10 protein-coding genes are annotated in these 20,214 nt (G+C 72.6%); 1 reads left to right on the top strand and 9 read right to left on the bottom strand.

The features are described 5' to 3' along the window. Positions 1-18: 18 nt before the first annotated feature. The 5 genes from serA to ACIA6B_RS20295 all read right to left on the bottom strand — a co-directional run bounded on the left by serA (position 19) and on the right by ACIA6B_RS20295 (position 8,079). A complete protein-coding gene (gene serA / locus ACIA6B_RS20275; protein ID WP_396775317.1) occupies positions 19-1,617 on the bottom strand; it encodes a phosphoglycerate dehydrogenase in 1,599 nt (532 codons plus the stop codon). A 291-nt stretch (positions 1,618-1,908) separates the two neighbouring features. Beyond that, positions 1,909-2,922, bottom strand: a complete 1,014-nt coding sequence (gene ilvC / locus ACIA6B_RS20280; RefSeq protein WP_107156163.1) for a ketol-acid reductoisomerase — start codon at positions 2,920-2,922, stop codon at positions 1,909-1,911. Between the two features lie 57 nt (positions 2,923-2,979). Further along, positions 2,980-3,495 carry an acetolactate synthase small subunit gene (ilvN, locus tag ACIA6B_RS20285; protein ID WP_107156164.1) on the bottom strand — a complete coding sequence of 172 codons (516 nt, stop codon included), beginning with the start codon at positions 3,493-3,495 and terminating at the stop codon, positions 2,980-2,982. A 62-nt stretch (positions 3,496-3,557) separates the two neighbouring features. After that, positions 3,558-5,480: an acetolactate synthase large subunit gene (locus ACIA6B_RS20290; protein WP_396775320.1), complete on the bottom strand. Its 1,923-nt coding sequence runs from the start codon at positions 5,478-5,480 to the stop codon at positions 3,558-3,560. 181 nt (positions 5,481-5,661) lie between these two features. Next, positions 5,662-8,079 carry a putative bifunctional diguanylate cyclase/phosphodiesterase gene (locus ACIA6B_RS20295; protein WP_396775484.1) on the bottom strand — a complete coding sequence of 806 codons (2,418 nt, stop codon included), beginning with the start codon at positions 8,077-8,079 and terminating at the stop codon, positions 5,662-5,664. Positions 8,080-8,208: 129 nt separating this feature from the next. Between ACIA6B_RS20295 and ilvD the strand changes: the two genes are divergently transcribed. Further along, a complete protein-coding gene (gene ilvD / locus ACIA6B_RS20300; protein WP_396775322.1) occupies positions 8,209-10,056 on the top strand; it encodes a dihydroxy-acid dehydratase in 1,848 nt (615 codons plus the stop codon). A 45-nt stretch (positions 10,057-10,101) separates the two neighbouring features. Here the strand turns inward: ilvD and ACIA6B_RS20305 are convergent, their stop codons facing one another. The 4 genes from ACIA6B_RS20305 to ACIA6B_RS20320 are packed head-to-tail and all read right to left on the bottom strand — an operon-like array spanning position 10,102 to position 20,022. After that, on the bottom strand, positions 10,102-12,219 hold the full coding sequence (locus tag ACIA6B_RS20305; RefSeq protein WP_396775324.1) for a DEAD/DEAH box helicase: 2,118 nt from the start codon (positions 12,217-12,219) through the stop codon (positions 10,102-10,104). Beyond that, complete coding sequence (gene brxD, locus ACIA6B_RS20310) at positions 12,216-13,517, bottom strand: BREX system ATP-binding protein BrxD (protein WP_396775326.1); 1,302 nt, start codon at positions 13,515-13,517, stop codon at positions 12,216-12,218. The genes ACIA6B_RS20305 and brxD overlap by 4 nt, the downstream gene beginning before the upstream one ends. After that, positions 13,514-16,249, bottom strand: a complete 2,736-nt coding sequence (gene pglZ, locus ACIA6B_RS20315; RefSeq protein WP_396775328.1) for a BREX-2 system phosphatase PglZ — start codon at positions 16,247-16,249, stop codon at positions 13,514-13,516. The genes brxD and pglZ overlap by 4 nt, the downstream gene beginning before the upstream one ends. After that, positions 16,246-20,022, bottom strand: a complete 3,777-nt coding sequence (locus tag ACIA6B_RS20320; RefSeq protein ID WP_396775330.1) for a phage resistance protein — start codon at positions 20,020-20,022, stop codon at positions 16,246-16,248. The genes pglZ and ACIA6B_RS20320 overlap by 4 nt, the downstream gene beginning before the upstream one ends. Between the last annotated feature and the right edge of the window lie 192 nt (positions 20,023-20,214).

Genomic DNA, 20,214 nt, shown 5'->3' on the forward strand with positions numbered 1-20,214 from the left:
CGATCCGTCCGGTGCGGACTACTCGTCGCGCAGGTCGGCCGCGCTGGCCGCGACCGCGCCGATCGAGTCGGCCGCGGAGGTGAGCAGGTCGGCGCCGAGCGCCTGGTCGACGGTGAGCGTCATCAGCGTCTCGCCGCCGGCCTCCCGCCGGGCCACCTGCATGGCCGCGATGTTGACGCCGGCCTCGCCGAGCAGCGTGCCGACCGTGCCGACCACGCCGGGCCGGTCGACGTAGCGCAGGAAGACCAGGATGCCCTCCGCGCCGATCTCCACGTCGAAGCCGTCCACCTCGGTCAGCTTGAGCACGTCCCGGGCCCCGGTGTGCACCGCCGTGCCGGAGACCCGGACGGTCCGCCCGTCCGGCAGCGCGCCGCGCACCGTCACCAGGTTCGGGTGGTCCACCGCCTCGGTCGGCGTGGCCAGCGTGACCTCGACACCCCGCTCGGCGGCCAGGTGCGGCGCGTTGACGTAGGTGACCTGCTCCTCCACCACGGAGCTGAACAGCCCCTTGGTGGCGGCGAGCTTGAGCACCGACACGTCGTGGCTGGCGATCTCGCCGCGCACCTCGACGGTGACGCTGGCGGCCACGCCGCCGGCCAGCGCGGTGAACGCCCGGCCCAGCTTCTCGGCCAGCGGCAGCAGCGGCCGGACGTCTTCGGCGACCACGCCGCCGGCCTGCACGTTCACCGCGTCCGGCACGAACTCGCCCTGGAGCGCGAGCTTGACGCTCTTCGCCACCGCCAGACCGGCCTTGTCCTGCGCCTCGTTCGTGGAGGCGCCCAGGTGCGGGGTGGCCACCACGTTGTCGAACGCGAACAGCGGCGACGAGGTGCAGGGCTCCTTGGCGTACACGTCGACGCCGGCGCCGGCGACCCGGCCCTCCGCGATCGCGTCGGCGAGCGCCTGCTCGTCGACCAGCCCGCCCCGGGCGGCGTTGACGATCCGGACGCCCGGCTTGACCACCGCCAGTTCCTTCTCGCCGATCAGGCCCACCGTCTCCGGCGTCTTCGGCAGGTGGATCGAGATGAAGTCGCTCTCCCGCAGCAGCTCCTCCAGGCCAACCAGACGCACTCCGAGCTGCGCGGCGCGGGCCGGCTGGATGTACGGGTCGTACGCGATGAGCCGGGTGCCGAACGCGGCGATGCGCTGCGCGAACAGCACGCCGATGCGACCGAGGCCGACCACGCCCACGGTCTTGCCCTGGATCTCCACGCCGGTGTACTTCGACCGCTTCCACTCGCCGGCCTTGAGCGCGGCGCTGGCGCTGGCGGTGTTGCGGGCCACCGCGAGCAGCAGCGCGACCGCCTGCTCGGCGGCGGAGACGATGTTGGAGGTGGGAGCGTTGACCACCATGACGCCACGCGCGGTGGCGGCCGGCACCTCGACGTTGTCCAGGCCGACGCCGGCCCGGGCGACCACCTTGAGCCGGGGCGCCGCCGCGACCGCCTCGGCGTCGATCTGGGTGGCGCTGCGTACGATCACCGCGTCGGCCTCGGAGAGCGCGGAGAGCAGGGCCGGACGGTCGGTGCCGTCCACGTGGCGCACGTCGAAGTCGTGCGCGAGCACCTCGATGGCGGCGGGGGCGAGTTCTTCGGCGATCAGTACGACAGGATTCATCGGTCCTCGTAGACGCTCGGTATCGGTTGGCCTGGGGCGTCGGGGCGCCTCGCTGCGCCCTGCGCCGATCCGTGCCATGGCCGTCGGGTGCCGCGTGGAGCACCACACCAAGGATGGTAGGTGTCGGCCCGCCCTCCGGGTCCCGGACCACGGGGTGAGGGCCCTCACACGCGGTCGTCACGTGCCGGACATCGCCGGTTCACGTGCCGACGGCGACGACCCGCGGCCCGACGCCGGGGAGAGCGTCGGGTCGCGGGTCGCACGGTGTGCCCGCTCGGGCGGTGTGCCCGGTCAGGCGGTCTCGGTGATCGGGCGGTCGACCCAGCTCATCATGGCGCGCAGCTTCTGCCCGGTCTCCTCGATCGGGTGGGCCGCGCCCTCGGCCCGCCACTTGGCGAAGTTCGGCCGGCCGGCCTCGTCCTCGGCCACCCACTCGCGGGCGAACTCACCGGACTGGATCTCGCCGAGGATCTTGCGCATCTCGTCCTTGACCCGCGAGTCGACGACCCGGGGGCCACGGGACAGGTCACCGTACTCGGCGGTGTCGGAGATGCTGTAGCGCATCCGGGCGATGCCGCCCTCGTACATCAGGTCGACGATCAGCTTCAGCTCGTGCAGGCACTCGAAGTAGGCCACCTCGGGCGCGTAGCCGGCCTCGGTGAGCACCTCGAAACCGGTCTGCACCAGCGCCGCCGCGCCGCCGCAGAGCACCGCCTGCTCGCCGAAGAGGTCGGTCTCGGTCTCCTCGGTGAAGGTGGTCCGGATCGCGCCGGCCCGGGTGCCGCCGATCGCCTTGGCGTACGCCAGCGCCAGGGCGAACGCGTTGCCGCTGGGGTCCTGCTCGACGGCGACCAGGCAGGGCACGCCCTTGCCGTCGACGTACTGGCGGCGAACCAGGTGACCGGGGCCCTTCGGGGCGACCATCGCCACGTCCACGTCGGCCGGCGGCGTGATCAGGCCGTACCGGATGTTGAAGCCGTGGCCGAAGAAGAGCGCCTTGCCGGCGGACAGGTTCGGCGCGATGGCGTCGGCGTAGAGGCCACGCTGGGCGGTGTCCGGCGCCAGGATCATGATCACGTCGGCCTCGGCCGCCGCCTCGGCCGGGCTGAGCACCCGCAGGCCCTGCTCCTCGGCCTTGGGCCGGCTCTTCGACCCGGCGGGCAGGCCGATCACCACGTCGACGCCGGAGTCACGCAGCGACAACGCGTGCGCGTGGCCCTGGCTGCCGTACCCGATCACGGCGACCTTGCGACCCTGGATCAGGCCCAGGTCGGCGTCGTCGTCGTAGAAAACCTCAACGCTCATTGACTTCCCTTTCGTACGGCGGTGCCCGTCGGCCCGTCGAGAAACTGGTGGTACGGATCAGGCGGCGCGCAGCGCCGGGCCGGCGGTGATGGCACGGGAACCGCGCCCGATGGCCACCGTGCCGGACTGCACCATCTCCTTGATGCCGAACGGCTCCAGGTCGCGCAGCAACGCGTCGAGCTTGTCCGGCGTGCCGGTGGCCTCGATGGTCAACGTGTCCGGCGCGACGTCGACCACCCGGGCCCGGAACAGGCCGACCGTCTCCAGCACCTGGGCGCGGGCGCTGCGGTCCGCGCGGACCTTGACCAGCAGCAACTCCCGGGCCACCGAGACCTGCGCGTCCAGCTCCACGATCTTGAGGACGTTGACCAGCTTGTTGAGCTGCTTGGTCACCTGCTCCAGCGGCGAGGACTCGGCGTTGACCACGATGGTGATCCGGGAGACGTCCGGGTTCTCGGTCTCGCCCACGGCGAGACTGTCGATGTTGAACCCGCGCCGGGAGAACAGCCCGGAGACCCGGGCCAGGACACCCGGCTTGTTCTCCACCAGCACGGACAGCGTGTGCAGTGTCATGGCTGTGCCTTCCTTGTCATGCCCTCATGGCCCTCGCTGCGCTCGGTGCATTCGGTCATGACTTAGATGTCGTCCTCGTCGAAGACGGGGCGCACGCCCCGCGCGAACATGATCTCGTCGTTGCTCGTGCCGGCGGCCACCATCGGCCAGACCATCGCGTCCTTGCCGACCACGAAGTCGATGACCACCGGCGCGTCGGTGATCGCCATGGCCGCCTCGATGGTCTTGTCCACGTCGGCGGCGTTCTCGCAGCGCAGCCCGACGCAGCCGAGCGCCTCGGCGAGCTTGACGAAATCCGGGATGCGGTGCTTGTGCGTGCCCAACTCGGTGTTGGAGTAGCGCTCCCCGTAGAACAGCGTCTGCCACTGCCGGACCATGCCGAGGTTGCCGTTGTTGATCACGGCGACCTTGACCGGGATGCCCTCCAGCGCGCAGGTGGCCAGCTCCTGGTTGGTCATCTGGAAGCAGCCGTCGCCGTCCACCGCCCAGACCGTGGTCTCCGGCCGACCCACCTTGGCGCCCATCGCGGCCGGCACGGCGTAGCCCATGGTGCCCAGGCCGCCGGAGTTCAGCCAGGTGTTCGGCTTCTCGTACGAGATGAACTGGCTGGCCCACATCTGGTGCTGGCCGACGCCGGCCACGTAGATCGCGTCCGGACCGGCGATCTCGCCCAACCGCTTGATCACGTACTGCGGGGAGAGCGTGCCGTCGGCCGGCTCCTCGAAGCCGAGCGGGTACCGCTCGCGCAGGTCGTCGAGCTGGTGCCACCAGTCCGCCAGGTCGGCGGCCGGGTGGGTGGCCTGCTCGGCGGTGACCGCCGCGATCAGCTCGTCGATCACGTGCCGCGCGTCGCCCACGATCGGGACGTCGGCGTGCCGGTTCTTGCCGATCTCGGCCGGGTCGACGTCGGCGTGCACCACCGCGGCGTCCGGCGCGAACGAGTCCAGCTTGCCGGTCACCCGGTCGTCGAAGCGGGCGCCGAGCGCCACGATCAGGTCGGCCTTCTGGAGGCCGTAGACCGCGGCGACGGTGCCGTGCATACCCGGCATGCCGAGGTGCTGCCGGTGCGAGTCGGGGAACGCGCCGAGCGCCATCAGCGTGGTGACCACCGGGATCCCGGTCAGCTCGGCCAGCCGGCGCAGCCCCTCGGTGGCGCCGGCCTTGAGCACGCCACCGCCCACGTAGAGCACCGGCCGGCGGGCCGTGGTCATCAGCCGGGCCGCCTCGCGGATCTGCTTGCCGTGCGGGTGCAGCGTGGGCCGGTAGCCGGGCAGGTCCAGCGTCGGCGGCCAGGAGAACGTGGCCGACGCCTGGAGGACGTCCTTGGGGATGTCGACGAGCACCGGGCCGGGCCGGCCGGTGGAGGCCAGGTGGAACGCCTCGGCGAGGACCCGGGGGATCTCGTCGGCGGTCTGCACCAAAAAGTTGTGCTTGGTGATCGGCAGCGTGATGCCCTGGATGTCGGCCTCCTGGAAGGCGTCCGTGCCGATCGACGGCCGGGCCACCTGGCCGGTGATCGCCACGATCGGCACCGAGTCCATGTAGGCGTCCGCGATCGGGGTGACCAGGTTGGTCGCGCCCGGGCCGGAGGTGGCGATGCAGACGCCGACCCGGCCGGTGGCCTGCGCGTAGCCGGTGGCCGCGTGCCCGGCGCCCTGCTCGTGGCGGACCAGGATGTGCCGGACGGTGGAGTCGTAGAGCGGGTCGTACGCGGGCAGGATCGCGCCGCCCGGGATGCCGAAGACCACGTCGACGCCGAGCGCCTCCAGCGAGCGCACGAGCGAGCCGGCGCCGGAGACCTGCGCGGTGGCGGGCTGCCGTACCGGTGTGCCGGCCGGATCCGCGCCGGCCGGGACGGCCCGGCTCGCGGCGGGGGCGGCGGCGGTGCGGGCGGCGGGGGCGTGGTCGGCGTCGCCGGTCGCGCCGGTGCCCGTGCGGGCTCGTCGGGCGGAGTGGGCGAGGGTCTCTGGCGTGGGTCTCGTCATGGCGGTTCAGGCCTTCGGCTGTGAGTGGGTGACGCGGTTGTCAGGATGGGACGGCGGGCGCCCCGGCGATGGTCCGACGGCAACAAAAAAGCCCTCGTGCAGGATGCACGGGGCCAGCGCACTCTCGGGAGGAGAGTGCGCTCAGGTAAGTACTCGCAGCGACCGGTTCGACGACATGCGGCTAAGCCTGACGCATCTCACGCGATGAGTCAACTGATCCCACATTTTGGTTCACGGACGTGGGCGTGTCGGTCGTCGACACTCCCTCCGCGCCGGCCGCCACCTGCGGCGACGCCTCCACGGCGGGGCGCTGGGCGGGCGGGTTGTTGCGCAGCCGAGGCAGCAACGGCGACGGCGTACGCGTCGGCGGGGACGGCGGCGCGGGCGGGATCGCGGCGGGCCGGTTGCCGGGCGCGGTGGCCGCCTCCAGCATCGCCTCCAGGTGCTCGGCCGGCACCCCCCACCCGAAGAGCGCGCCCTGGCCGAACCGGCAGCCGGCGGCCACCACGGCGGCCAGCTCGGTCGGGTTGGTGACCCCCTCGGCGATCACCTCCAGCCCGAGCTGGTGGCCGAGGCGCATGACGATGTCGACCATCGGGGCGAACGCCGGCCCCTCCCGGCCCACCGGCCGCACCGGCTCGTGCTCGGCGACCAGACTGTGGTCGATCTTGAGGATGTCGATCGGCAGCCGCCGGAGCTGCCCCAGCGAGGAGTAGCCGGCGCCGAAGTCGTCGAGCGCGATCCGGACGCCGGTCAGCCGCAACGCGGTCAGCCGCCGGATCAGCTCGTCCAGGTCGGTGGCGACCGCGTGCTCGGTCACCTCCAGCACCAGCCGCTGGGGCGGCACGTGGTGCGCGCGCAACGCGTCGGCCACCTGGACGACGTACTGCGGGGCGTGCAGCTCGCGCGGCGAGACGTTCACCGACACCCAGACGTCGTGCCCGTCGGCCAGCCAGCGGGAGAGCTGGTAGCACGCCTGGTGCAGCACCCACGCGCCGAGTTTGGCGATCATCCCGCACTCCTCGGCCAGCGGGATGAACTCGTCCGGCCGGACGTTGCCCAGCTCCGGGTGGCGCCAGCGGAGCAGCGCCTCGGCGCCGACCGGCCGGACCGAGGGCAGCGAGGCCACCGGCTGGAAGACCAGCCGCAGCTCGTCGCGCTCGATCGCGCCACGCAGCTCGTGCTCCAGCCGGGTGCGCCGGCTCAGCAACTGGTCGTACGTGGCGTCGTAGCGCTCGATCCGGTTCTTGCCGCGTTGCTTGGCGTAGCGCAGGGCCAGGTCGGCGTTGCGCAGCAACAGCTCGACGTCGTGGTCGCCGGCGCTGCCGGCCACCCCGATGCTGACCGAGAGGAAGACCGGCCCGTCCGCCTCCTCGTACGGGCGGCCGAGCACCCCGAGCAGCCGCTCGGCGACCGGCCCGGGCTCGGCCGAACCGTGCATCAGCACCGCGAACTCGTCGCCGCCGAGGCGGGCGGCCAGGTCACCCGGCCGCAGGTTGCCGCGCAGCCGCCGACCCACCTCGCCGAGCACCGCGTCGCCGACGTCGTGCCCGCGCATGTCGTTGACGTTCTTGAAGCCGTCCAGGTCGAGCCCGAGCAGCACGCAGGGCACCCCCGTCTCGGCGCACCGGTGCAGGGCCCGCAGCAGCCCGCGCCGGTTGGCCAGGTCGGTGAGCGGGTCGGTGTGCGCCAGCTCGCGGAAGTGCGCCTCCCGCTCGGCCAGCCGGACGGCGTAGCCGCGCACGTCGTTGAGGGCGAGATACTGCCGGGCGACGAGCGCGAACCCCTCGACGCTGCCGGTCACGATGCCGTACCCGTCGAACCGGCCGCCCTGGGTGAGGTGGTACATCGCGGAGGCGGCCATGGCGAACATCGGCACGAACGCGTACTCGCCGTCGCGGCGGATGAGGTCGACGTCGAACCGCGTCGCGTCCGCCCGGCGCCCGGCGACGGCGGTGGCCACCAGACCGGCCGCGGTCAGCACGGCGCCGGCCAGCAGCATGCGCGGTCCGCCCTGGCACAGCCCGGCCGCCACGCCCAGCCCCCCGGCGGTCACCGCGATCGCGCCGCCGCCCAGCAGCGTCAGCCAGCCGCGCGGCGGGGCGGCGCGCAGCACCAGGATCAGCGTCAGCCCGGTGGTGAGCGCGGCGCTGACGGTGGCCAGCAGGATGGGCAGGCAGGCGACCGGGGTGGCGTCGCCGAGCAGCCGGGTCGGCGCGCTGAACGCCACCCAGCCGACGAACCACAGCGCGGTCGCCATGATCACCCCGTCGAGCAGCAGCCGGGCGGTGGCGGCCCGGGTCGCCGCCGCGCCGGGCAACCGCAGCAGCGCGGCGCCGAGGCCCACCGCGGCCACGGTGGTGGACGCCGCGACGAGCGTGGCCCAGCCGGTGCGCTGGCCCTGCCGGTGCGCCCAGTGGTCCCCGGCGAGCAGCAGGCCGCCCAGGCCGAGGAGCAGGCTGAGCAGGGCGGTCCCGCCGGCCACGGCCAGCAGCAGGTGGGCCTGCCGACGGGGACCGGTGCGGCGCCGGGCCGACGCGGCGAGCAGCGCGACGGCGCCGGCCGCGGCGCAACCGCTCAGCGCCGCGACGGCGACCATCCCCGGGGACGACTGCACGCGTCCAACTCTGCCGGATCCGTGCCCTCCGTGGGGGACCGGGTGTGCAACTGTTGGGACACAGGGTGTACGCCCGGAAGTCGCCGGGCCGGCGGTGTCAGACTGGTGGACATGCCTGAGCTGCGGTCGAGGACATCCACCCACGGTCGGACGATGGCCGGCGCCCGGGCCCTCTGGCGGGCCACCGGGATGACCGACGACGACTTCGGCAAGCCGATCGTCGCCATCGCCAACAGTTTCACCCAGTTCGTACCCGGTCATGTCCATCTCAAGGACCTCGGCGGCCTGGTCGCGGACGCGGTGGCCGAGGCCGGCGGCGTGGGTCGGGAGTTCAACACCATCGCCGTCGACGACGGCATCGCGATGGGCCACGGCGGCATGCTGTACTCGCTGCCCAGCCGCGAGCTGATCGCCGACGCGGTGGAATACATGGTCAACGCGCACTGCGCGGACGCGCTGGTCTGCATCTCCAACTGCGACAAGATCACCCCCGGGATGCTGCTCGCCGCGCTGCGGCTGAACATCCCGACCGTGTTCGTCTCCGGCGGCCCGATGGAGGCCGGCAAGACGGTGGCGATCGAGGGCGTCGTCCACTCCAAGATCGACCTGATCGACGCCATGATCGCCTCCTCGAACGAGGCGGTCAGCGACGACCAGCTCGGCGAGATCGAGCGCTCGGCGTGCCCGACCTGCGGCTCCTGCTCCGGCATGTTCACCGCCAACTCGATGAACTGCCTGACCGAGGCGATCGGCCTGGCGCTGCCCGGCAACGGCTCGACGCTGGCCACCCACGCCGCGCGCCGGTCGCTCTTCGTCGAGGCCGGCCGCACCGCCGTGGAGATCGCCAAGCGCTGGTACGACGAGGACGACGCCTCGGTGCTGCCGCGGGCCATCGCCGGCCGGGCCGCGTTCGAGAACGCGGTCGCGCTCGACGTGGCCATGGGCGGCTCCACCAACACGATCCTGCACCTGCTCGCCGCCGCCCGCGAGGCCGAGCTGGACTTCGGCGTGGCCGACATCGACGCCGTCTCGCGGCGGGTGCCGTGCCTGGCCAAGGTCGCCCCGAACTCGCCGAACTACCACATGGAGGACGTGCACCGGGCCGGCGGCATCCCCGCCATCCTCGGCGAGTTGGACCGCGCCGGCCTGCTCCACCGCGACGTGCGCGCGGTGCACTCCCCCAGCCTCGACCGGTGGCTGGCCAACTGGGACGTGCGCGGCGGCTCGGCCACGCCCGAGGCGGTCGAGCTGTTCCACGCCGCGCCCGGCGGGGTGCGCACCACCGAGCCGTTCTCCACCACCAACCGCTGGTCGTCGCTGGACACCGACGCGGCCGGCGGCTGCATCCGCGACCTGGCGCACGCCTACAGCGCCGACGGCGGGCTGGCCATCCTGCACGGCAACCTGGCGCCGGACGGCTGCGTGGTGAAGACCGCCGGGGTGCCCGAGGAGTGCCTGACGTTCCGCGGCCCGGCCAAGGTCTTCGAGTCGCAGGACGACGCGGTGACCGCCATCCTGGCCAAGCAGATCGTCGCCGGCGACGTGGTGGTGATCCGCTACGAGGGTCCGAAGGGCGGCCCCGGCATGCAGGAGATGCTCTACCCCACCTCGTTCCTGAAGGGCCGGGGGCTCGGGCGCGCCTGCGCGCTGCTCACCGACGGCCGGTTCTCCGGCGGCACCTCCGGCCTGTCCATCGGGCACGTCTCCCCGGAGGCGGCCTCCGGCGGGCTGATCGCGCTGGTCCGCGACGGCGACGAGGTCGTCATCGACATCCCGGGCCGCTCCATCGAGCTGAACGTGCCCGCCGACGAGCTGACCGCGCGCCGGGTGGCCGAGGAGAAGCGCGACCGCCCATACACCCCGACCGACCGGCAGCGCCCGGTCTCGGCGGCGCTGCGCGCGTACGCCTCGATGGCGACCTCGGCCAGCGACGGCGCGTACCGCCGCGTCCCCGAGTGAAAGGCGGGGCCCCGCTTAACGCCTCGTGCATAGGCGGGGCCCCGCTTAACACCTGCTGTCGATGAAGCGGACCGGTTCCGCCAGCACGGCGGCCGCCCCGGCGAGGTCGACGAGGCGTGCGGCCACGGTGGCGTTGGCGAGCCGCTCCGGCAGAGCGGCACCGAACTTCAGGCCGGCCACGGCGCGCCGATCGGTCTCCGGAAGGCACAATCGCTCGCCGGCGTCGGCCACCAGTGGCCGCCACTGGTCACGCGTGACGCTCTCGCGCAGCCGGATGGCGTAGTCGTCGAAGCGTTGCGCGGGGTCGACCACCTCGCCGAGGGTGGCGGCGAGAGTCGCGTTTCCCCGGAGACCGGCCCAGGTCCACCAGTACAGGTCCTCGTTGGAACGCACGACGCAGGTGCCACCCGGATGCACCAGGGAGGAGCGCTCGTCGCGGACCACCGCCAGTCGACTCGACGCTCGCGTGGTCAACCGCACGGGTGGATCGTGGCCGAGCAGGACCTCCCGCATGGCTCGGGTCAGTGGGTAGCTCGACCCGAGCCAGCCCTGCGACGTCCACCGCGCCCGGCCGCCCCCGTCCGCCGGCTCCACGAAGCACCGCCGTCGCCTCCAGTCGACGTAGGTGACCCGCCAGCTCCGCCCGCCCAGCAGCAGTCGGCGGTCTCCCCGCACCTCCTCGGTAAGCAGGCTGGGGTCGATCCGTCCCAGTTCCTGCCGGCCCTGAAACACGGCGAACTCGGGCGGGCCGGTGAAGACGGCCGTCAGCTCCATGAAGTGCCGCCGGCCGAACCGGCGTTCGGCTTCGGGACCGATGAACAGCAGCCCACCGTCGCTGTCCAGGTAGCCCTGCTCCACCAGATGCCGGACGACGGGCTGGGCGCTCCGATCGAATGGTGGCAAGCCGTTCCATGCCAGGGGCCACAGCCGGTCGCCGACCCGACCCTCCTGCAGACACAGCGCGAGCATCTGCTGGGCGACGATGTGACGAGGCTCGGGCGGTGGGTGGATAGGCTCCACCCAGCCGTGGCCCCAGAGCGACAGCAGGGCGGCGGCCCTGGTCAGCTCCGTTGCGCTGCGGCAGAGGAAGAGGCAGTTGCGTGAGCTGCCCGGCCTACGCCCGCTGCGGCCGAGCCGTTGCAGGAAGGACGCCACGGTCGCGGGGCAGTCGACCTGGATCACCCGATCGAGGTCACCCACGTCGATGCCGAGTTCCAGCGTGCTGGTGGAGACGATGACGCAGTCCCGGGCCTCGGCGAACGCCTGCTCCGCCCGACGGCGCGCATCGAGCGAGAGCGACGCGTGGGAGAGGAAGGTGGTGACGCCACGCTCGCGGAGCAGTTGAGCCAGTTCCTCGACCGTCTGCCGGGATTCGCAGAAGACCAGCCGTTTCTCGCCGCGGTGCAGGGCGGCGATGACGACGGCAGCGTTGGACAGGGACCCGACGTAGTCGAGTTCGACCTGCCCGGGCGGCGGCGCGGCGGCGAGGTGGGGGTCGGTGTGACGGTCGGGCGCGACGACGGTGCCGGGGCGGCTGCCCGCCCCGGAGCCCTGCAACCAGGTCAGCAGCTGATCCGGGTTGCCCACCGTGGCGGAGAGCCCGACGCGCTGCAACGGGTGGCCGGTCACCCGGGTCAACCTCTCCAGCAGCGCCGACAGATGCCAGCCACGGTCGTCCCCGGCGAAGGCGTGCACCTCGTCCACCACCACGGCCCGTAGACCGCCGAGGAAGAGCCGATGGTCCACGTTCGCGCTGACCAGCATGGACTCAATCGACTCCGGCGTGGTGAGTAGGATGTCGGGACGTTGCCAGAGCGCCCTGCGACGGGCCGTCGCGCTCACGTCGCCGTGCCACAGCGCCACCGTGCGCCCCAGCCAGCCGGCGTACCTCTCCAGCCGGGGATGCAGGTTGTTGAGCAGGGCCTTCAACGGGCACAGGTAGAGCACCGAGGTGCCGGTCCAGTGTTCGCTCGCCATCCTCGTCAGCAGCGGGAAGATCGCCGCCTCGGTCTTGCCTCCGGCGGTTGCGGCGAGCAGCAACGCGTCCTCGCCGCGCGTCACGGGTACGAGCGCTGCACGCTGCAGTGGACGCAGGTCAGGCCAGCCGAGGCTGTTGACCACGTGGTGCAGCAGCACCGGATCCAGTGGGAGATCCTCGCTCACGTCGACAGCTCGACGTCGTCGGCTGCGGCGAGGTTGCGTTCGACCTCGGTCAGCTCGTCGGGTCGCACCGTCAGCTCGTAGTGCTGGCGCGGGTTCCAGTCGGGGAACTGGTCGACCCGGTCGAGGACGTCGGCGACAAGCTTCTTCAGGTAGACCCGGGGCGCCACTCCGACCCGGCCGCCGAGCCGTCCGGCCACCGCCCGGGCGAGTTCGCCGAGGTAGCCGTCGTCCACGGTCGCGGGCACCCGTTCTCCGCCATAGATGTCGCGCACCCGCACGCCGAGTTGGACCAGCGACTCCTCGGTGAAACCGGGCAGCCGGAGTTGGGTGGCACGGGGGTTGTCCCAGCGCGGTTCCGACCCGAAGTCCGTGGCGAGCCGCTGGGCCAGCGGGGCGAGCCGCTGGACGCCCTGCGGGCCGTCGAAGAACGCCGGCGTGCCGGTGACCACCAGGAACAGCCCCGGGAAGCGACCGGCGTAGATGTCGTCGACGAGTTGACGCAACGCGTTGAGCGCCTTGTCGCGGGCGTCCGCGCGGACCCGTTGCAGGGTCTCGACCTCGTCGAGCACCACCAGCAGACCGGGATGGCCGCTGTCACGCAGCACGGTCAGCAGGCCCCGCAGGAAATTCAACGCCCCGAAGTGGTCGAGGTCGCCCTTGACGCCGGCGGCCCGCCGGGTGGCTGCGGCGACGTGGGGTTGGCCGCCCAGCCAGGCGGCCAGTCCCCCGGCCGTGACGCCGTCGCCCTCCGCGAGGGCGGTGCGGTAGCCGCGCAGCGCCGCGGCGAAGGCGGGGGTGCTCCGGGAGATGTCCGCCAGCCGGGTTTCGAGCAGTTCACCGACCGCCCGGTCCAACTCCTCGGCGTCCGCCTCGGTCGCCGTGCCGGCCGCGAGGACGTCCTCCTCCAAGGCGAAGATCCAATTGTCCAGTACGGGCCGGAGCGCGCTCGGCGGGAACTGCTCGGTCGCCAACTGCTCGACGAGCCGTCGGTAGACCGTCTCCATCCGGTGCAGTGGTGTCTCCAGCTCGGAGATCTGCACCTCGGCTACTGCGAAGCCGCGCCGCTTCGCCCGCTCGCCGAGCCACCGGGTGAAGAAGGTCTTTCCGGCGCCGTACTCCCCCCGGACGGCCTTGAAGACGCTGCCCGCGCCAGCGACCCGGTCCAGATCCTCGTCGAGCGCCGAGGTGAAGCGGTCGAGGCCGACCGCGAGCGCGTCCAGGCCGTTGGCAGGCACCACGCCTCGGCGCAGCGCGTCGATGATGTCGCGGCGACGGCGGGCGCTGACCTCCGCCGTCACGACGGCCCCAGGACGAACTGCTCAATCATCAGGGGGATGTCCAGTTTCGCGGTTCGCCCGTCCGGGTCCAGGCTGAGCACCGGGTAGCCCTCAACCTGCAACAGCCGCCGGAGCGCGGTGAAGGTGGCGGAGATGCGGTGTGCCGGCACGGCGGCCCGGGTGGCCAGCGTCTCGAGGGTGGCCCGGCCGTTACCGGCGAGCAGTGCGGTGACCATCGCCGCCACCCGCTCGTCGGGAATGGGCGCCCGGCTTCCCCGCCGGTCGGCGTAGACCGGGCTGGCCAGCAGCGCCTCGACGAGCGCGGACGCTGGATCCACCGGCGGCGGGGCGGCGAGCGGCGGCGGCGTGGCCGCGAGCGGCGACGGCAGGTCGAACAGGCTCTCGTCCTGGACGGTGGGGCGGGCTCGACGGCTCGGACGGACCGCCGCCGGCCGAGGAGCGGTGGCGGCGGGTCGGGCATCGCGGGCGGTCTGCCGGAACGGCTCGCGCCACCAGTCGGGGCTGGCGACCGGTGCCCCGGCCCACCCGGGGATACCCTGGTCGTCGCCCGAGGCGAAGAGTAGTAGCGGAACGACCGCCTCCGCCGGGCTCGCGCCACCGTGGTAGCCGGCCTTGCGCGGGCCGTACCGCAGTTCCTCCCGCCAGGGCAGGATCACCTGCCCGCCGGCAAGCGCCACCCGGCTGCCCTGGAAACACAGCTCTCCGTCGCCCGGTTCGCCGGTGGCCGGGCGCCAGCGGTTCTCGCTGCTGTCCGAGCGGCCGAGCACGGCGTCGGAGCCACGGTCGACGACGTGTCCGTGGTCCGAGACAAGCACCACGACCCGGTCCAGGGCGATGGCGAGCAGGTCGCGCAGACCTCTGACGGTGTCGGTGCTCCATTCGACGGTGCCCGGGTCGCTGCGGTCGAGCGCGTCGTCGATGGTGTTGATGACGGCCGCGACCAACGGCACCGCCGGGTCCTCGATCGCGGCGGCAACCTCACGGTCGACCGCCAGCCCGGCCGGCGTCCGCAGGTCCGCCTTGTGCAGCAGTACGCCGTCGGGGAAGCGGGCCGCGAACCCACTCCGCTCGTCGGTGCGGTCGCCGACCCTGATCGTGCCGCTGAACAGGCTGCACCGGTTGACGACGGTGACCGTCGGCAGTGCGGCGAGGACGCCGGTCCGCTGCCCGCCGTGGGGGGTTAGTTCGGTCCAGGCGCCGCCGCGCGCCAGCGATTCGGCGATCTCGATTCCGGCCGCCGCGCCCATGCCGTCCAGAAGCAGCAGCAGGACCTGCCGGCCGTGGTCCAGGATCGGCTGGACCACCCGGGCCAGCACGTCTTCGACGCGCAGCAGGGCGCCGGGGTCGCGCTCCGCGCCGGTGGTGTCCTGCAACAGTTCGGCGAACTCACGGTCGTGGCGGGCCCGCCGGGCGTGCACCGCAATGTGTAGCCCTCGGTATGCCTCGGCGACCTGCAGGTCCACGTCGCCGTCGAAGACGTCGAGCCGCGCCCGGTCGACCCAGCCGTCGTCGCGGATCTGCCGGTTCACCGCGTCGAGCATGGTGGCAGGCGGCGGCTGCTCCGGGGCGGCCAGCCAGCGCAGGAGCCGGACCGCCATCCGGGCGGTCTCCACCCGCGTCCGGTTCGCCGAACGGTGGGCTTCCACCTCAGCCAGCCGCTCCTGCGCCCGTTCGATCAGGTCCCCGGCGGGCGCCGCCGCTGCGGTCCCCGGCAGGGCGAGCCGAACCGCGGCGCCGAAGGCTCGCATCCGCTGGGTGAAGCCGGCGGGAAGCAGGTTCGAGGCGACGAGCCGGCCGGCGACGCCGATCTCTGCGGCGATGTCCTCGGCGCGACGCAACATCCGGTGCGCGTCGGACCGGACCGCCTCGTCGTCGAGGGCCCGGTAGATCCAGGCTTCGGCGGCTTCGGTGAAGGCCCACGCCTGAGTCCCGGTGAGCCGGGTGCCGGCGAAGCGCGGCTCCAGCCGGGTTCTGGCCACCGCGAGTTCCACGTCCGAGGATTCCGCGGAGTCGCGCGGCCAGAGCACCCCGACCAGCAGGCCGAGCGGGATAGCGTCGACCCCGTGGCCGGCGCGCACGGCGGCGAGCACCGGTACGGCGACCGGGCCGGCGACGTCGACCAGGAACGCGCCGAGCCCATCGATCCATTCGGCCGGCATGTCCCCGAGACGCATCTGCGCCGGGGCGTCGGTGCTCCAGTGCAGCAGTCCGGCGGCGTCCAACCCGTCGGGTTCGAGGCCGAGCACCGTCCCGGCCAGGTGCCGCAGCGCGTGGTCGCGGGTCAGGATCATGCCGGTCGGGGGTGGCCAGCCTTCGGCGGGTGCCAGGTCGGTCAGCGCGTCGGCGACCCACCGGCCGGTGCGTACCAGCGTCGAGTCCGGCCGCACCTGCCCGCCGAACGTCTGACTGACCAGGTCCCACGGATCGACGCTGCGTGCCTGCTGCAGGCTGACGTGGGCCAGCAGCCCGTCCCCCAGCTCGCCGTCGGTGAGGTCGGTCAGCAGGACGAGCTTCTCGTGTGGCGACCGGTCCGCCAGCGCGGCGCGCGCCGCGAGCGGGGTCGCACAGGGTACGACCCGCACGGCTCGACCGCCGACGGTGAGGACCGGTTCGTCGGTCCACTGCGGCCGGGCGAGCAGCACGATGGCGTCGCTGTCGTCCCGCTCGGCGAGCCACGACTCCACCTTGCGTCGCACCGCCGCCGGGCGGACGGCGGCCCGTGGCACGTTCATGCCCGACGCTCCGGCGCGACGACGCGCCAGGTGATCGCAACCGGCCCGCCCGCGGAGACCGCCGCCCGAATCTCGGCCGCCACCTTCTCCAGCGCCGCGACGTCGTGCACGACCGCCTCCCGGGTGATCGCCGGCACCGGCACGACGGAGGTGCCGTTGCCCGGCACGGGAATCACCGCCTTTCCCCCGGTCGGGCGGTTCGGACCTCCCCCGGGAACCTGGCCACCCGGCGGGGGCAGCCCCGGCGGATCCGGCACCACCGGCGGCTTCGGCTGCGCGGCCAGCAGGTCGACCGACGCGTCGACCGCGCGTCGCAGCGCCTCGATCAGGTCCGTGCCGTGCTGCTCGTCGCGTCCGGCGGCGTGAAGCTGGTCGACGATGTACCGGGCCCGCTGGTCGTCCTGGGTCAGGGCCCGCCGGCTGATCGCCTCGATCACCGACCACTGGGCCCGGTTCAGCGCCTCGACGAGCCGGCCGGCCTGCTTGAACACCTGGCTCGCGGCCTGGCCGTCCAGCCCGCCGAGGCGTCGCTCCCCCTCGGCGACCACGGCGACGAGCACCACGTCGTCGCGCTCCTGCGCGACCTCCGCAAGAAGCCGCGCGACCCGGCGGGCGGCGGCCAGCCGGCCGGTCTCGGCGTCCGGGTCCAGCCCGAGCCGTTCGGTGTTCTCCGTCAGCTTCTCGACGAGTTGGCCGGCGGGACCGGCATAGCTGGAGGCGACCCGCCGCATCGTGCCGGCCAGAGTGCCAAGGTTGGCCGGGTTGCGGAACAGGGGCAGTACCTCGCCGAAGAAGGGCTGGCCAAAGCTGACCGCCGCCTTCCACGTCTCGTCGTCCGGCATCGGTGGGTGACGCAGTTCGAAGCGGTCCTCCACCCCGTTGACCGCCGCGACGCTGATCTTGCCGCCGTTGTCGTACCAACTGAGCTGCTGCTCGAACGCGAAGAGCGCGATGATCAGGTTTTGCAGCTCCCGGTCGAAACCCCGGGCCTTGGGCAGGTCGAGCAGCTTGCGCAGGGCGTGTACCGGCCAGCGGTCCCGGAAGTCCTGTTTGGCGGCTTCCTGGAGCAGGTGCCGGCTCCAGAAGCAGGTGCTGATGTCGAGCACGTACCGGTGGTCGATCACCTCGCCGAGCTGCAGCGGGTTGCAGATCCGGCGCAGCGTCTTCTGGTCGGCCGGGGAGTCGATGGAGACGCCGTGGGTGGGGTCGGCGGCGGCGCGCTTGGCGTACTCGAACACCTTCGTCAGGTCGGCGCGGGCGAGGGGCTTCTCGTCCACGGGCAGCGCCGGGGTGCCGGGGTACGACCAGTCCAGCAGCTCGCCGGTGAGGTTGCGGAACGCGTCGGCGAGCGTGCCGCCCCTCGGGTCGCCGACGCGCAGCCCGTCGGCCAGGGTGTGCAGCACGCCGACGCTGTCGGCGTGCACGTCCGACGCCTGCGGGTTGGCCGCCCCGTACGCCTGCTTGAGCGCGGTGATCAGGCCGTCGCGGAGCTGGGTCTGCCGCTGGAGCAGGTAGACGCGGCCCTGTTGCCGGTCGGCTTGGGGCCAGTCGGCGGCGAGCGTGTTGAGTCGCTCCCCCGCGCCGCCGACACCGAGCAGATAGTTGATCTTCGCGAGCTGGGCGACCCGGCTCATCATGTCGTCGGTCAGATACAGCGGCAGCCAGAACACCGTGTTGGAGCCGCGCGGCAGCTCGTCGATGCGGGCCCGGTCGGCGTTGCGGGGGAAGTCCTGCGGGTCGAACGGATAGTCGATGACGATCCGCCAGGACTCGCCGGGGGCGATCAGGGCGGCGACCGGCATGGTGAGCGGGTCGCGGACGTTGCCGAACTTGACCTGGACGATGTGCCGCCGCCCCCGCCACTCGCGGGGGTGCTGCAACTCACCGTGGCTGCCCTCGCTGCCGGTGAGTCCCATCTCCCCGCTGATCAGCTCGCGGAGCAACTGCTGCCGTACGCCGGCCGAGGTCTCGTTGTGTGGCACCAGATCCAGCAGCTTGTCGAAGTCGACGGTGTGCAGCTTGAGCGACACCACCGGGTCGTGGTCGTCGGTCAGGTGCAGTTCGCCGGCGTCCTGCGAGATCTTGCGCAGCCGGGTGAGCACCATGGTGTTCTCGTAGCCCGGGATCGGCGAGGTGATCGAGCCGAAATTGAGCGCGTGCAGCTTGGCCGCGGTCAGGTTGTGCAGCGCCGGCACCTCGGGCACCAGCGCGCCCAGCAGGATCGTCTTGACCAGCTTGTCGTCGAGCTGGAACTGGGTGTGGCCGGCGGCCCGTTCCTCGTCGATGCCGTTCAGGGCGAGCAGCAGCGGGCGCAGCTTGCGCAGGTAGAGATTGCGGGCGGCGTCGAACTGTTGGCGCAGCTTCGGGCGATCGGGCAACTCGCCGTGCAGCACCAGCGGTTCGAAGAGCGCGGCGACTCCGATCAGGTCGTTGACCCGCAGCGTGTCCCGCCGTTCGACCAGCAGCTCCGTCATCACTTTCAGCGCGGTCCGCTCGCGTTGCAGCGCCTGCGACAACGCGACCAGGGTCGCCACGAGGGCCGGCGAGAACGGGTAGAGCTGGCGGAACGCGGTGGCGTCGGATCCGATGCCGGCGTCGCCGTACTGCGCGCCGAGCAACAGCGTGTCCCACACCTCGCGGTTGTGCCGCACGGCGGCGAACGCATTGTCGATGACCGCCCGCGCCGCCTCGTCGCGGGGGTGCAGCAGCCGCTTCTCGGTGATCTCCGGCAGGTTGGTGTCGGCGAGCACAATCTCCCCGAGCCGGCCCTGGACGCTGCGCATCACGTGCGCGAGCGCCTCCCGTTCGGTGCCGCCGACCTGCGGTCCGAGGAACTCCTCCAGGTTGCGTTGCCGGGCGACGAAGGAGATCAGCGGCAGCGGCCGGGCCGCGTCGGCGGACTCGACGAGCTTGTTGAGCTTGGCGCCCTCGGTGTTGACGAACGTGTAGTCGGCGATGCGACCGGACAGCCAGAGGATCAGCTCGTCGAGGAAGAGGACGATCCCGTCGTACCCGAGGGACTTGGCGTGCCGGGTGATCACAGCGAGGCCGGTGTCCAGGTCGAGGTATTCGACGCTGTGCACCGCGCCGCTGAAGAACGCCTGGGTGAGCGCGCTGACCAGTGCGTCGCGGTCCTTCGTGCCGGGCGGCTGCGCCGCGGCCTCCGCGTACCGCTGCGCGGTCCACCCCTCGGCCCGGGCGCGCATCGCGGCCAGGCCGACGCCGCCCGCGCCCGCCGCGGCGGCACCACCTCGCAGCGCCGCGAAGAACCTGTCGTCGCCGAGCGTCCGCCGCAGGCCGGCGGCGTTGTCCAGGAGCGCGTCCGACCGGTGTACGGCGGGGACCGGCGCATCCGGGTGCGCGACGGTGACCTGACGGAGGTAGCCCTCGAGGATGGCCTGCTCGACCGAGCGCGCGTCGAGCATGTGCAGGGTGAGGGTGAGGAACTGTCGGCCGGGCAGCCAGGAGTCGGCGGCGACCACCGGGCCTTCGAGCCCGCTGATCTTTCGGGCGTCGGGGTTGTGCGCCAGGATCTCCCGCAGCACGGCCATGAAGTGCGACTTGCCGGAGCCAAACGAGCCGTGCAGGAACAGCGCCTGGGAGCGGCCGGTGGTGACCGCGTGCCCGATCCGCTGCAACGCGGTGGCGAAGTTGTCGCGTAGCTGGTCGGTCACGACGTACCGGTGCAGGTCGGCAACCTCGGCCGCCTTCACCACGAAGTCGCCTTCGCCGACGGACGTCGGGATGTCGATCAGGTCGCGCAGCAGCGTCACCGGTGCTCCTCCAAGCCTCCCCAGGGTGCCCGACACGCTACCCATCGACCTGATTGCCGGACACCGCGCCGATTGGTCGGGATCCTGCCCGACTGACGGACCTTGCCGTGGAACGCGGACGCCCCGTCGGCCGATCGTCCGAGAAACCGCAGATCAGCGCGCCCGCCGCTGGTGCCCGGCGGGCGAATCGGA

Source organism: Micromonospora sp. NPDC051141 (assembly GCF_044455765.1).
Classification (GTDB): domain Bacteria; phylum Actinomycetota; class Actinomycetes; order Mycobacteriales; family Micromonosporaceae; genus Micromonospora.

Coding starts and splice junctions, on each gene's coding strand:
- ACIA6B_RS20295 (WP_396775484.1), bottom strand. CDS start 8,079: ATGGTCGCCGTCGCGGCGCTGAGCGGTTGCGCCGCGGCCGGCGCCGTC.
- ilvN (WP_107156164.1), bottom strand. CDS start 3,495: ATGACACTGCACACGCTGTCCGTGCTGGTGGAGAACAAGCCGGGTGTC.
- ACIA6B_RS20290 (WP_396775320.1), bottom strand. CDS start 5,480: ATGACGAGACCCACGCCAGAGACCCTCGCCCACTCCGCCCGACGAGCC.
- serA (WP_396775317.1), bottom strand. CDS start 1,617: ATGAATCCTGTCGTACTGATCGCCGAAGAACTCGCCCCCGCCGCCATC.
- pglZ (WP_396775328.1), bottom strand. CDS start 16,249: ATGAACGTGCCACGGGCCGCCGTCCGCCCGGCGGCGGTGCGACGCAAG.
- ilvD (WP_396775322.1), top strand. CDS start 8,209: ATGCCTGAGCTGCGGTCGAGGACATCCACCCACGGTCGGACGATGGCC.
- ilvC (WP_107156163.1), bottom strand. CDS start 2,922: ATGAGCGTTGAGGTTTTCTACGACGACGACGCCGACCTGGGCCTGATC.